General features: G+C 60.5%; 14 protein-coding genes. 2 read left to right on the top strand and 12 right to left on the bottom strand.

Translation table 11 applies throughout. The features are described 5' to 3' along the window. Positions 1-27: 27 nt before the first annotated feature. Positions 28-645, top strand: a complete 618-nt coding sequence (locus LJ360_RS15760; protein ID WP_245742530.1) for an ankyrin repeat domain-containing protein — start codon at positions 28-30, stop codon at positions 643-645. Positions 646-695: 50 nt separating this feature from the next. Here the strand turns inward: LJ360_RS15760 and LJ360_RS15755 are convergent, their stop codons facing one another. Then, a complete protein-coding gene (locus LJ360_RS15755; protein WP_091850150.1) occupies positions 696-2288 on the bottom strand; it encodes an antiporter in 1593 nt (530 codons plus the stop codon). Positions 2289-2543: 255 nt separating this feature from the next. Further along, entirely contained in the window at positions 2544-3686 is a 1143-nt protein-coding gene (locus LJ360_RS15750) for an NnrS family protein (protein WP_091850148.1), read from the bottom strand. Positions 3687-3800: 114 nt separating this feature from the next. Here LJ360_RS15750 and LJ360_RS15745 point away from each other — a divergent pair, with 114 nt between their 5' ends. Continuing rightward, positions 3801-4364 (top strand): Yip1 family protein, encoded by a 564-nt coding sequence (locus tag LJ360_RS15745; protein ID WP_091850146.1) that lies wholly within the window; start codon positions 3801-3803, stop codon positions 4362-4364. Between the two features lie 30 nt (positions 4365-4394). Here the strand turns inward: LJ360_RS15745 and trhA are convergent, their stop codons facing one another. The 10 genes from trhA to LJ360_RS15695 form a co-directional block, all read right to left on the bottom strand. Then, entirely contained in the window at positions 4395-5060 is a 666-nt protein-coding gene (gene trhA / locus LJ360_RS15740) for a PAQR family membrane homeostasis protein TrhA (RefSeq protein WP_091850144.1), read from the bottom strand. Positions 5061-5217: 157 nt separating this feature from the next. Next, positions 5218-6030 (bottom strand): Crp/Fnr family transcriptional regulator, encoded by an 813-nt coding sequence (locus LJ360_RS15735; RefSeq protein ID WP_264994452.1) that lies wholly within the window; start codon positions 6028-6030, stop codon positions 5218-5220. 120 nt (positions 6031-6150) lie between these two features. Continuing rightward, the gene (locus tag LJ360_RS15730) at positions 6151-7614 is read right to left on the bottom strand and encodes a cytochrome D1 domain-containing protein (protein WP_413774436.1); all 1464 of its coding nucleotides are present in this window, start codon (positions 7612-7614) and stop codon (positions 6151-6153) included. Positions 7615-7634: 20 nt separating this feature from the next. Beyond that, on the bottom strand, positions 7635-8498 hold the full coding sequence (gene cobA / locus LJ360_RS15725; protein ID WP_091850138.1) for a uroporphyrinogen-III C-methyltransferase: 864 nt from the start codon (positions 8496-8498) through the stop codon (positions 7635-7637). 11 nt (positions 8499-8509) lie between these two features. Beyond that, on the bottom strand, positions 8510-9709 hold the full coding sequence (gene nirJ / locus LJ360_RS15720) for a heme d1 biosynthesis radical SAM protein NirJ (RefSeq protein ID WP_091850136.1): 1200 nt from the start codon (positions 9707-9709) through the stop codon (positions 8510-8512). A gap of 118 nt (positions 9710-9827) precedes the next feature. After that, the gene (locus LJ360_RS15715) at positions 9828-10355 is read right to left on the bottom strand and encodes an Lrp/AsnC family transcriptional regulator (RefSeq protein ID WP_091850134.1); all 528 of its coding nucleotides are present in this window, start codon (positions 10353-10355) and stop codon (positions 9828-9830) included. After that, positions 10330-10818, bottom strand: a complete 489-nt coding sequence (locus LJ360_RS15710; protein WP_091850132.1) for an Lrp/AsnC family transcriptional regulator — start codon at positions 10816-10818, stop codon at positions 10330-10332. Before LJ360_RS15710 ends, LJ360_RS15715 begins: the two co-directional genes overlap by 26 nt. Beyond that, a complete protein-coding gene (locus tag LJ360_RS15705; RefSeq protein WP_091850203.1) occupies positions 10802-11320 on the bottom strand; it encodes an Lrp/AsnC family transcriptional regulator in 519 nt (172 codons plus the stop codon). The genes LJ360_RS15710 and LJ360_RS15705 overlap by 17 nt, the downstream gene beginning before the upstream one ends. 23 nt (positions 11321-11343) lie before the next feature. Beyond that, positions 11344-11808: an AsnC family transcriptional regulator gene (locus LJ360_RS15700; protein ID WP_091850130.1), complete on the bottom strand. Its 465-nt coding sequence runs from the start codon at positions 11806-11808 to the stop codon at positions 11344-11346. A gap of 27 nt (positions 11809-11835) precedes the next feature. Continuing rightward, a complete protein-coding gene (locus LJ360_RS15695) occupies positions 11836-13563 on the bottom strand; it encodes a nitrite reductase (RefSeq protein ID WP_091850128.1) in 1728 nt (575 codons plus the stop codon). Positions 13564-13765 lie beyond the last annotated feature (202 nt).

The following is a 13765-nucleotide window of genomic DNA, read 5'->3' as shown; positions in this document are numbered from 1 at the left end:
GGGGGCAACGGTATTCTTATGGGAGGTGTGACCTTGGCCTGGTTTGAGCGTTGGGCAGGTGTCCTGGGTGGTGCGGCGGCCGTGCTGGTACTGGCGGGACTGTGGCTTTTCTTCCAGGAACGGGAGGATTATGAACAGAGGGATCTCCGGGGACGCACCCAGCTGATCGTCGCTGCAGAGGAAGGAGACCTTGAACGGGTTGAATACCTGCTGGAGCAGAATGTCCGGGTCGATGCAGGCGATGACTGCCAATGGACCGCCATGATGCGGGCTGCGGCAGGCGGGCACAGTGACATCCTGGTCAGACTTCTGGACCAGGGGGCTGACATCAATCATCGGGAAAAGTCCGGCTATACCGCCCTGATGGGTGCAGCCGTGAATAACCGCCTGGAGACAGCGCAGATCCTGGTAGAACGGGGGGCTGACCTCGACATCCAGGAAACGGAAAGCGGACAGACGGCCCTGATGTGGGGCGTACGCAACAGGAATCCTGACATGGTCAGGCTGCTGTTATCGGCGGGTGCGGATACCAGCCTCACCAACAGGCAGGGGCAGTCGGTAAGGGATTTGGCCTTGCAGGCCAGCGCCGGGGAGCCTTCAGCAAGACTTGAGGAAATCCGTGAAGTGCTGGGCTGTCAGCCATAAAAAAGCCGGCCCCCGCGGGGCCGGCCAATGGTGCGGATCAGACTATGGTGTCACGGATTCTTGATGTAGGCATTCTTGCGCAGATAGAACCACCAGTTCACCACCAGGCAGAGCGCGTAGAAGACAGCAAACCCGTACATGGCGACTTCCGGTGTGCCGGCCTGGATTTCCTGACCCATGACGCGCGGTGCGATAAAGGCGCCGTAGGCGGCGATGGCGGAGGTCCAGCCCAGCACCGGGCCCTTCTGCTGCTGATCGAAGATTACACCAATGCTGCGGAAGGTGGAGCCGTTACCAATGCCGCTGGCGGCAAACATCACGATGAACAGGATCAGGAACAGCGCAAAGTAGCTGTTGGGGTCGGTGGAGTTGTAGGCCAGCATCATCACATAACCAGTTGCAACGGAAGCCACAACCATTACCACGGAGATGATCTGGGTGACGATGGAGCCGCCCATCTTGTCTGAAATCCAGCCGCCCACCGGACGAATCAGCGCTCCTACAAACGGTCCCATCCAGGCCCAGGTCAGGGCGCTGGGTGCATCCGGGTTGACTACCCGGCTGACGGTGCCATCAGCGGCAACTTCCATCATATTGCCGAAAATGACGCTGATGGACAGCGGCAAGGCGGCAGAGAACCCGATAAAGGAGCCGAAGGTGAGGATGTAAAGCACGGTCATGGACCAGGTGTGCTTGTTGCCGAAGATGGCGAACTGGTTCTTGATGTTGGGTTTGATGTCACCCGGAATCAGGCGCAGCAATACCACGGTCAGGATGATCGTCAGCGGCAGGGCCACCCACATATTCAGGACACCAAGCGCCCAGACACCGGCAAGGGAGGTCAGTATGCCGACACCATAGAGCCCCAGAATCTTGCCGAAGGCTGACAGCGGGTTACCCGGATTGGGCGTGACCACTTTCAGGTTGTTCATGCCAAACCAGCCGGCAAAGGCAAGGGGAATCAGGAAGATCAACCAGATGAAGCCGGCGTTCTGAATCCAGGTGTCTGTGCCCGCCTCGATACGACCGATCAGTGTGCCGCTGGGGTTTTGCAGCTGCATCGGATCACCAGCCAGTGCACCGAAGATGCCCACTGTCATGACCAGCGGGATCAGGATCTGCATGGTGGTAACACCGAAATTGCCCAGACCGGCATTCATGCCCAGGCCGTAGCCCTGTTTGCTCTTGGGGTAGAAGGCGCTGATATTGCTCATGGAGCACGCAAAGTTGCCGCCACCGATACCGGAGAGCAGGGCCAGGGCCTGGAACACGATGAACGGGGTATCGGGGTTCATCAGTGCGATGCCGGTGCCCAGGGCCGGAATCATCAGCAATGCAGTGGTCAGGAAGACCGTGTTGCGGCCGCCGGCAATCTTTATCATGAACGACGCCGGTATGCGCAGGGTCGCACCGGCGAGGCCGGCAATGGCCGTCAGGGTGAACAGCTGTTCCACCGTGAACGGAAAGCCCAGGTTCTTCATCTGCGTGGTGATCATCCCCCACATCAGCCAGATGGCGAAGCCCATCAGCAGGCTGGGGATGGAAATCCACAGGTTGCGGGAGGCAATGCGCTTGCCTTTCTGCTCCCAGAATTCTTCGTTTTCGACATCCCAGTGTTCGATGTCTGCGTTGGTCTTGGCCATAGATTCGACTCCCTCGGTTAACGTGCCTGGTGGCGCTAACGCCGGATTTCAGGCTTCTCCCGTGCATTGTGCAAAGGTCGTCGGGGGATGATTCTTGATATTGCTCAAGGACAAAGTTCGCTGACCGGGACTGTTTTTTGAGGCCTCAATGGGGTGCTTTTCTTTTTGTTTAATTGATTTAAAAACAGTAGGTTAGTCCGGTGGTATTACCAACTGGGTAATGCGCTGGCCAGAGAGGGAAATAGAGGTAGCCAATCATTTCCGACCCCTGGTTCCGTGCAGCCAGAGCATTATCAGCTGACCGGCCACGATCAGGTAGGCAAGGCTCCAAAGGCCAGCGGAAGACCAGAGCAGGGCAGGCTCGGCAAACGGCGTCGAGCCCGCGAGGTAGCGGGTAATGGCTGCAGCCGAGGTAAGCAGGCCGACTGCCAGTGCCTGCCATGTGGGGGGGAAGCGGCGGTAGGCCCGTTGCCACGCCAGGCGCAGCATGACGCCAGTAGACAGGGTGCCCAGGGCCCCTACCGTGATCAGGTGCAACGCGGGTGCTGCCGGCTTTCCTGCCAGCAGGTGCCAGGCGGTTATGGCACTGCCGGCCGCGAGCCAGCCGTAGCCAGTGGCCAGCATTAGCAGGTCGGGACGTTCCGGGCAGTGCCAGATCTTCCAGCGCACGATGCGTACCAGGATCAGCCCGGCGACCATCAGCAGTGGCAGGCCGGTGAGCCAGTCCGGCACAACCGCAAGGCTGAGAACGATGGTTGCTCCCAGGAGAATGATCAGTGCAGCTTCCACCCTGGGCTGGACACGGGCTGTTAGCGGAATCCCCTTTTTTTCCAGGGTGCCGGCGACGGCGGGTGCGATCAGCCGGCCACCGATAAACGTCATCAGCAGTAGCAGGCCCAGGATCGCGGTTTGCATCAATTGGTAGGGATCGGGTGCGAATGGCCCGCCCCGGTAGTTCAGCGTACTGGCGAGCCAGAATGCAGGCGCAAGCAGGCAGATCGTCAGGATCAACGGCGCCGCCGTTTTATTGCGCCACTTCTTCGCGGCACTGAACCGGGGTACCACGTACCAGGCCAGAACAAGGGCAAAGGCAGGACTGAGTACCTCGGCGTACCAGCTATCAGGTGCCAGTAACCAGCTCAGCCTGGCGGCCAGCCACAGTGCCAGAAGGGCCAGGACCCGGGCGCGAGGTTGCGGGCCGAGGGTGTAGCCCGCTACCAGCACCAGTGCAAAACCGAAGATCAGCTCATGTCCGTGCCCCGCGGCCAGTAGTCCCGGAGGCCATCCGCGCCCGGAGGCCACCGCACTGACAGACAGGGGCACGGCCAGGGCCGCATACAGGGCGGCTGCGGGGAAGAATAGCCAGAACGCCTGAACAGTGGTCTTGACCGAAGTCATTGCGGATCCTTGACGGATTTATGGATCAAACCTAAAAGAATAAATGAAATGTATCATAATTTTTGTCAGACACTGGCTGGTAACTGCCGGCTTGTGGATGCAGGAGGTCGTATCATGAACATCAGCAACCTTATGCGCTTGCCGTTTGCCAATGGCGAGGGGTGGCGTGAACTCAAGCGGCTGAACTTCTCTATACCCTTCCTGGCCTGGGTCGTGGTTGTGCCCATGTCTTTCCTGCCGCCGGTAATGCTGTATTACGCAGGCACCCAGTATGGCGATGCGTTCATGTCCGGCTTTGGCGATAAGGAGTGGCGGCTGATTACCACCATTTTGTTCCTTGCTGAGCTGCTGACCTTCTTCGTGATGGGTTGGCTGATCCAGGCTGTACTGGAGGCCCAGAAGCTGAGCATCAGTTACCAGGACGCCTACCTGCTGGCGGCCGTTGCCCCGCTGCCGCTCTGGCTGTCGTCACTGGCGCTCTGGGTGCCGGTGCTGGCGGTGAGCGTGGTGGCAGTTTTTGTCGGCTTGTTCCTGTCCTGCGCCCTGATCTATCAGGGTATCCGGTTTTTGTGCGGCCGGGGCGACAACGACATCGAAACCATGTCCGCCACGTATACCGTAATGGCTGCCTCGGTGTTGGCCTGGGGCGTGCTGATGGCGATGGTCTGGGCGTTCTGAGACTGATGGGGGTGCTGAGCGGCAGTGACCCTAGGCCACGTGAGGCAGCACACCGAAATAAATCGCGCTGAAGTGACAGGCACTGCCTCCGACGACGAACAGGTGCCAGATGGCATGCATGTAAGGAGTCCGGTCCAGCAGGTAGAAAACCACCCCGACGGTGTAGACCAGGCCGCCGGCAATGGTGAGATGAAGCGCGGTTTCACTGAGGCTGTTCACCAGGTCTGCTGAGGCGAACACGATCAGCCAGCCCATCAGAAGGTAGATCCCCACACGAACCAGCCGGAACCGGTGCCTGAAGACCACTTTCAGAATGACGCCCGTAAGGGCCAGGGACCATATGATGGAGAAGAATGTCCATCCGACAGTACCCCTCATATTGACCAGCAGGAAGGGTGTATAGGTGCCGGCAATAAGCAGGAAGATGGCGCAGTGGTCCAGTGTCTTGAAGGCGGACTTCAGCTTCGGGTTCTTGCTGCCGTGGTAAAATGCGGACGAGAGGTAAAGCAGGACAAGGGTGGCGCCGAAGATACTGAAGCTGGTGACCTTCCACGCATCCCCCATCTGACCTGCCGCCATCACCAGGACAATGGTTCCAATCACGCTGAGAATGGCTGCCAGGCCATGGGTGACACTATTGAGCCATTCTTCAACACGGTGATGGATGGAGTCCGCACGGGCTTCGATAATCGTCATGGAGGCATCCCGGGGCCGAATTCGGGTTGTTTTATTGAACGTATCACAACTAGGCCAGCATACCGCTGTGCGTCCCGACTGTCAGGGGGCACTGTGTTCAGTCTGGTTGCGGATGACTGCGGTAGCCCGAAACCGGAATCATTGAAACATCAGGGAGTTACCTTCTGCCTGGTGCCCAGGACCGGTTTCGTTGCTGGCTGATTAAAAAATGGTCAATTTCTACGGCGTGATCCAGGTCCGGATTCGTGGTCGGGTCACTTACCGGTTTTGCGTTCTTGAGACGGGAGAAGGTGGCCGGCACCACGCCAAGCCAGGCCGCAAGCTGGTTATCGGGCACCCGTTGGACCAGTTCCGGGTATTCCTCCAGCAGCAGCTGGTAACGCTCCTTCGCTGGCATGGTTTGTTTGCGAAATTCCCGCATGCTGGTCAGTTCCGCCAGTTCTTCAGTGAGTGACAGGGCAAACCCCGCCCAGGCGCCTTCGCCCCGGGCGGTGACGGCAGAGCGAAAGGCCGGGAAGCTGGCCGTCCACAGGGTGCAGTTGGTGACCGTGGTCAGGCACAGGGTATTGCGGCGGGTACGCGTGCGACCGAAAACGGGCCATATCAGGTCACCTTCGGAGAAGAAGTGATGTACCGCGATGCGGCCGGACGGTGCCTCCCGGTAGAGTCGCATCACACCGTACTGGATCAGGTAGACCTGGCTCCAGGGTGCGTCGTGGACTTCCAGGGTGGTCTCCGGCTCCAGCTTGCGCTGCTGGAACAGGCCGGCCAGGTCCCCCAGAAAGCGGTTATCCGGGGATTCGCCGTGTTCGTGGTCCAGGCGCATACCAAACACCCGGCTCAAACTGTTGACCAGGGCAAGGGACGCCGGCGGCGCTGATTGGCGCAGGATCTCCGGGTGCAGGGAGTCCAGCAGGCAGGGTGACGACGCCGGGGCATCGTATCCGGTATCTTCGTAGCCTTCGCTCATGATGGGCACCAGACTCTGAGTGAATACTTTGCCATTATTCCACTATTCGCAATGCATGTTAAGGCGGGTGGCCTGATCGTCACGGAGTGGGGCCCTCCCGGCAGCAACGGGTCTCGCGAATCAGTGACTGGTGCCTTCCTCGTAGTGGATCTTGTTCCAGACATTGTACTTGCCGGAAGGCTTGTTCATGGGGATGCGCTTTTCTTCTTCCAGGGTGTCCGCATCATAGACGATGACTGCGCCGTCCTGGTCCCACACGCTGAGCAGCAGTTTTTCGCCGTACCGGTCAAATTCCACGTGGGCAGCGACTTTACCAGGCGCCGGCTGCAGGGTTTTGACGATCTCCAGGGCCTGCTTGTCGATGACGTGGACTTTGTCTTTGTTGGGGCCGAAGAACACGTCCACCCAGGCATAGCGGGAGTTTTCGTGGCTGCGCATGAAAAAGCCCGGCCCGGCGGTTTCCAGGGTCTTAATGACTTGCCAGTTGTCCATGTCGATGATGGATACGGCCGCCGCGCGGAAGTGGGGTGTTGCCATCACCCGCCGGCCTTCATATTCCCAGGTAATACCTGAGCCCAGATGGGGCATGCCGGGCAGGGGCAGGTCTGCCACGGTTTCACCGGTGTCCAGGTTGATCACCATGCCGTGCTTGCCATCCCGGGCGGCGCCGATCAGGTGGTCATAGCCCGGGTCAAAGAAAAAGTCGTCCAGCCAGGTGTCGGTCTGTATCCGTCGGACGCTGGCCATGCCGTTTACCACGGTGATCTCCCAGGCTTCGGGAATATCCTTCAGGGCTGCAATAAAGCTGTCGCGGGGCGGGGCGGTGTAGACGGCGCTCACCCGGGAAGTTTCGTCGCCGCTCGCCACGGGGAGAACCTCCAAAAGTTCGAGGTTGTCCGCATCAAACAACACCAGGGTGTGGGGCAGGTAGTTGGCTGCCATGACATAGTTGCCGTCGGCGGATACGGCGATGTTCCGCATGTTGATACCTGCCCGGACCTCGGCAGTGACCTTCAGGTTGTACAGATCGTATTTGGTGATCCAGCCATCCCGGGAACCGAAGTAGACAAAACGTCCGTCGGGGCTGTATTTAGGGCCGCCATGCAGTGCATACCGGCTGGCAAACCGGTGGATGGGCTCCATGGAATCGCCATCCAGCAGGGTGACGTGGTGGTCGCCGATTTCCACCACCAGGAACAGATTCATCATATCTGCGTCATAGGCGGGCTCGTCGGGCAGCGTCCCCGTCGGGTGGGGCAACAGATGGCTGTCGGTTATGTCTGTCTTTTCCCACGTCGGGTTAGTTGCCGGCGGCTGGTAGATATACTCGGCCAGGGCAGTGACGGAGGCTTCATCAAGTACATTCCCGAAGGCTGGCATCTGGGTGGCGGGCCGGCCATGCTGTATGGCTTCCTCGGCCTGGGGCTTCTTCAGGCGGGAGAGGTTCTCCGGTAACAGGGCCGGACCCATGCCGCCGAGTCGGTCCGCACCATGGCAGCTGGCGCAATGTTGCTGGTACAGGGTTTCGGCATCGGTTGCCGCGTGCAGAGTTGCGGGTAGCAGCAGGCTGGTCGCCAGCGCCAGCAGGGTTTTCTTGCCAGGACTCACGCCGGTCTGCCTCCTGCGGAAAGGGCCGGTTGCGGCGCGGGAGCATGGGTCCAGCCGCTACGGGCCGGCTGGGCCAGTGACGCTGCCAGTTTCACCACCTCACCAACGATGATAAGGGTGGGGGGCTGGAATCCTTCCCGGTTGATGGTCGTTTCAAGCCCTGAAAGGGTCGTTACCGCCATGTGCTGCTGCGGCGTGGTACCGCGCTCAACCAGCGCCACCGGACAAGTACCCGGCAAACCGTGGGCGGTCAGCTCCCGCACAATGGTGGGGGCGTTGTGCAGGCCCATGTAGAACACCCGGGTCTGGCCCGGGGCGGCCAGCACCTGCCAGTTCAGCTCCAGGGCCTGGTCAGACTTGCGGTGTCCGGTGACAAAGGTGACGCTCTGGGCATAGTCCCGGTGGGTCAGGGGAATGCCACAGTAAGACGCGCAACCGGCGGCGGAGGTAATGCCCGGAACCACCTGGAAGTCGATGTCGTTCTCCACCAGGAATTCGGCTTCTTCACCGCCCCGCCCGAAAATGTAGGGGTCGCCGCCCTTGAGGCGAACCACCCGGCGTTGGCGGACCGCCAGCTGTACCAGCAATTCGTTGGTTTCCTCCTGGGGGACGTAGTGGCAGCCGCTGGCCTTGCCCACATGAATCAACTCGGCCTTCGGGTTGACCAGTTCCATGATCTCGGGGGACACCAGCCGGTCGTAGACGACCGCATCTGCCTGCTGGATCAGCATCAGGGCCCGCAGGGTCAGCAGGCCCGGGTCACCGGGGCCTGCGCCGACAATGGCCACTTCCCCGACCCGCAAGGGCTGCTCCGCCAGCTGGAATTCCACCAGGCATTTCTTGTGTGGACGCTTGTTCATGGCGCGGTTCCTTACAGGTTATGGACCGGAATTTCGATGGCCTGGGCGGCCACGCGGCGGGGCAGATCATCGACCACACCGATTTCCTCGTTGGTGAGGTAGCAGCCGGGGTCTTCTTCCCAGAAATCCCCCGTTACGTTGTAGGCCCGCACCCGGGTGTTGCCGTTGCAGATGGCCAGGAACTTGCACTCAGCGCAGCGCCCCTTGACTGGGCGAGGGTGTTGGCGGAAGCCCTGCATCAGAGGATCCTGTGTCTCTGACCAGATTTGCGAGAAGGGCGTTTGCCGGACATTGCCCAGGTCGTGGTCCCACCAGAAGGTGTCCGGGTGCACCACGCCCAGGTTGTCGATATTGGAAATATTGACGCCTGAGGCATTGCCCCCCCAATTGGTGAGCCGCTGGGTGAGGGCATCCACCTGGTCCGGGTAGTGCTCCTTCGCCCATTCGATCAGGAAAGGGGCATCGGCGTCGTTGTTGCCGGTGACGTATTCCCGCTCAATGCCACGTCTGAGTTCGTCGTGGCAGTGATTGAACAGCAGGGTCATGGCGTCGCGGGTCATGTCGTACCAGGCGTCGCGCTTGCGGTTGCGGCCGCCGCGGCCGGAGTAGTTCAGGTGAGACAGGTAGAACTTGTCGATATCGTGCTCGTCGAGCATCTCCAGCATGGCCGGCAGCTCGGGGTAGTTGTCCTGGGTCAGGGTAAAGCGCAGCCCCACCTTGATGCCGGCCTGCTTGCACAGGGCCACCGCGTGCATGGACTCGCGGAAGGCGCCTTTTTTCTGGCGGAAGGTGTCGTGGGTCTGCTCCAGGCCATCAATGCTGATGCCCACATAGTCGTAGCCAACGGCGGCGATCCTGTCGATGTTCTCCTCGGTGATCAGGGTGCCATTGGTCGACAGGCCCACGTAGAAGCCCATCTGCTTGGCGCGATGGGAAATATCGAAGATATCCGGGCGCATCAGCGGTTCACCGCCGGACAGGATCAGTACCGGCACGCCGTAGGCCTTGAGATCGTCCATAACCGTATAGACTTCTTCCGTGCTCAGCTCCCCCTTGAAGTCAATGTCGGCAGAGATGGAGTAACAATGTTTGCAGGTCAGGTTGCAGCGCCGGATCAGGTTCCAGATCACCACCGGGGCGCGGGGCTTGGGCACCGGGCGCACCGGGGCGGGGTTCATCAGGCTCTTGATGTAACGGGTCATGCGGAACATGGTTTCTCTCTCTCATCAGGAGTGGCTTTCCTGCCTCTCCGGGCTGGCCCTTGCCGGCTCTGTGCCCGTTCACTATCGCCCCGGGGGCGTCGTGACTCCATACCTTTGATGGAGTACTTCAGGAGGTGGCCTTCTCTTTTCGCAGTCTTAATCCGGTCTTTTTCAGGATCGCGGAACTGTACAGAATGGTGTCTCCCGCCGAGGTCGCACCCAGCAGTTTGCGGATTTGTCCCGCCTTGGCTTCCACTTCGTCCCGACTGGTACCGTGCACCATGGCAAAGAGGTTGTAATTCCAGTAGGGCAAATGTCGCGGGCGCCGGTAACAGTGGCTGACAAAGGGTAATTCGCCCACTCGCTGGCCCATTTCCGCAATGGCATCGTCGCGCACGTCCCAAACGGTCATGCCGTTAAACCGGTAGCCCAGCTTGTAATGGTCCGGCACTGCGGCTACACGACGGATGGCACCGGTCTCCTGCATGCGCTGAAAACGGCTGAGCACATCCTCATGGTCCATGCCCAGTTGCTGGCCCAGGGCGCCCCAGGGATCGCTGACCAGGGGCAGGCCGGCCTGGGTGGCCAGCACCAGTTTCCGGTCCTGTTCATCCAGCGTGGAGCCGTTGTCAGACGGGGAAGTACAGGTGGACATGGAACTCTTCCTCTTTGGGCATGTTGTAGACCGGGTAGCCGGTGACCGCTTCGATATCGGCAATGACACGGTCGATGTCTTCGGGGGTTTCGGTGGCCAGTACAAACCACATGTTCAGGTCGTGTTCCCGGCGGTAGTTGTGGGCGACTTCATCCAGCTGATTCACTTGCCCGGTTACCCGGGCAAAGTCAGGTTCGGGGATTCGCATCGCGGCCAGGGTCAGCCCACCGCCCATTTCGCCGGCATGGAACATGGGGCCGAAGCGGGTCAGCACCTTTCGCTCAAGGAGGTCACGCAGGGTGTGCAGCAGATCGGTTTCGCTGATGCCCAGCTCCTTCGCTACGGCAGCAAACGGATAACGCACCAGCGGCAGGCCGCACTGCAGGCGGTTAATCACCGCCCGCTCAAGCCCGGTGAAAGTGCCCGGTGTGTCGGTCTCCGGTCGCTCAGTGACGGCCGACATAGCATGCTCCCCGTTGCCGGTAAGCCTTGGTACTGAACAGAACCGCGTGAGGGGTGTGCTGGAGGCCCTGGTCACCGATCAGGTTGTCCAGCTGGGCCAGCACCCGCGGTCGGTCGGTGCCGTGAATCATGCAGAACAGGTTGTAGGGCCAGTCCGGTAGTCGGCGGGGGCGCTGGTAGCACAGGGTAACGAACGGCATTCTGGCCATGGCCTGGCCGATAGCGTGAACCTGGTCGTCGGGGATGTCCCAGACCACCATGGCGTTGGCGGTGTACCCCAGGGTGCGGTGTTTCACCACAAGCCCCAGTCGCTTGATCAGGCCCTGTGCCTGCCATTGCCGGACCGCAGCCATGACTTCGTCTTCCGTCAGCCCTGAGCGGTCGGCCAGGGTCTGGTAAGGCTTTGGTGTCAGCGGGAGCCCCTTTTCCAGCTCCCGCCGCAGGCGCAGTAGTCCCCAGGCGCTGACAGGGCTACCGCCGGCTGCCTCGGGGGCGACGGCCAGGTATTCCGGTGAAGGTGACAGGATCACGGCAGCGCCTCCCAGTCGATCTCGAAGCCCAGGTCGATGTGGTAGCCCTCCACCATGGGGAGGCGCAGCATGGGAAGCCTGAGCTGTTGTTCCAGTTCGCCCAGTCGCTCTTCCAGGACGGTTTCGTCCGGTGCGGTCATGACAAACCAGAGATTGTAGGTGTGCTCCCGGGCGTAATTGTGGTTCACCCCCGGGGCACGGTTGATCCGGGCGGCCACCAGGTCCAGTTGTTGTTCCGGTGCCGCCACGGCAGCTAGCAGGCTTGCACCTGCCCGGCTGTGTTCAAAAACGGGTCCGACCCGGCTGACGACCTGGTGGTCCTGGAGTGACTGCAGCCGCCCGATCACCTCCTCTTCAGTAATGCCCAACTGCCGGGATACATCCAGGAAGGGCCGGTCACAGACGGGCAGGTCCCGCTGGTAGAGGTCGATCAGTTGTCTGTCAGTGGCATCCAGTTGCATGGGTTGTCTCCTCCGGGTCGGAACCGGTCAGTACACGTCGTGCTGGGTGTTGTAGACGTTAAACTTGCCAGTCGGTGTCACCAGCCGCTCATCGGTGATGACCTTCTTCAGCTCACGGGTCTTGTCGTCGACCACCACCAGGGCAGATTTCTTGTCCTGGGTGTTCCACACCGAGAACCAGACTTCATCACCCTTCACGTTGTACTCCGGCTGGACGACCCGCTTCGGGCCTTCACCCAGGTCCGCCCATTCGGCGATGGGCAGCACTTCGTAGCCGGCTTCGAGGTCGTTGATATCAAACACCGCAACGCTCTGGCTGATGGCTTCAGCCGGGTTCAGCGCGGTGTCGACCCAGAGGTTGCTGGATTCCGGGTGGGTTTTGATAAACAGCGAGCCACCGCCCTGACCGTCCAGGGTCCGTACCACTTTCCAGGCCTTGTCGGGGTGACCTTCCGGGTCCGTGCCGATCATCTGGATGGTGGGATCACCCAGGTGGCTGGTTGCCCAGACAGGGCCATGCTCCGGGTCCACGAAGTTGGCGCCACGACCGGGGTGGGGGATCTTGCCGACGTCGACGATGGCTTCCAGGTTACGGTCCTGGGAATCCACCACCGCAATCTGGTCCGAGTTGTTGGCGGCTGTCATGAAGTAACGCATGCTGGCGTCCCAGCCACCGTCGTGGAGGAAGCGGGCGGCATCGATGTTGGTGATGGAGAGGTTGTCCAGGTCCTCATAGTTCACCAGCATGATCTTGCCGGTTTCCTTCACGTTGACGATGAACTCAGGATGCTTGTGGGAGGCCACGATGGCGGCTACCCGTGGCTCGGGATGGTATTCCTGGGTGCCCACGGTCATGCCCCGGGTGCCGACAATCTTCTTCGGCTCCAGGGTCTGGCCGTCCATGATCACGAACTGGGGAGGCCAGTAGGTGCCGGCGATGGCCAGTTTGTCTTCCCAGCCCTTGTACTTGGAGGTTTCCACCGAGCGGGCCTCCATGCCAACCTTGATCTTGGCGACGGTGTCGGGCTCTTCCATCCACAGGTCGATCATGTTGACCAGGGCATCCCGGCCGATAACGAACACATAGCGACCGGATGCCGACATACGGGAGATATGCACGGCGTAGCCGGTGTCGATGATATGGGCGATTTCGTGGGTGTCGCCGTCAATCAGGGCCACCTGGCCTGCGTCCCGCAGGGTCACGCTGAACAGGTTTTCCAGGTTCAGGTCGTTCATCTGTTTGGTGGGGCGCTCCTCCGGCGGTATGACCACTTCCCAGGTGGCCTTCATCTCTTCCAGGCCGTACTCCGGGGGCTGGGGCGGTTCGTGCATGACGTACTTGGCCATCAGCTCCACTTCTTCCTCAGTGAAGTCACCGGAGGTCAGCCAGTTCGGCATGCCGGCGGGTGAGCCGTAACTGATAAAGGCCTTGAGGTAGTCGATACCTCGTTCCTGGGTGATGTCCGGCGTCAGTGGCTTGCCGGTCGCACCCTTGCGCAGAACGCCATGGCAGCCGGCGCAGCGTTCAAAGTAGATCTGCTTGGCCTGTTCGAACTCGGCGTCGGTCAGGTCGGGAGCACCCGGAGTGCGAACCACCTTGGCCGATCCCGGATCAATCGGGCTGGGTGTGCCCTCATAAGCCGTGGCGGCCGGGTCGTCAGGGTGTTTGGTGGCCTCATCGGCTGCCATGGCGCCAAACGACGCTACGGCAACCGCAAGTGCCAGTGGCTTGATAAACGGGTTGGTTACTCTCATCAGGTTCTCTCCTTGGATTAAAGAGTCCCTCTAGGTTTCGCCTGTTTGGCTGTATAAACATTGATCAATGTCAGGAGTTGAATGTTTGTGTGCGCACTACCCACAGGTGGGTATACCCAAGAGTGCTGGTATAGGGCCCGGCTTTTAACCATGATCAAGGATGTGTTTTTACCTGGTTGTCACGATGCCATTGACGACCGGA

The sequence above is a fragment of the Marinobacter sp. AN1 genome (assembly GCF_026013985.1).
Lineage (GTDB): Bacteria > Pseudomonadota > Gammaproteobacteria > Pseudomonadales > Oleiphilaceae > Marinobacter > Marinobacter segnicrescens.
This window is presented reverse-complemented; position numbering and strand designations above follow the sequence as displayed.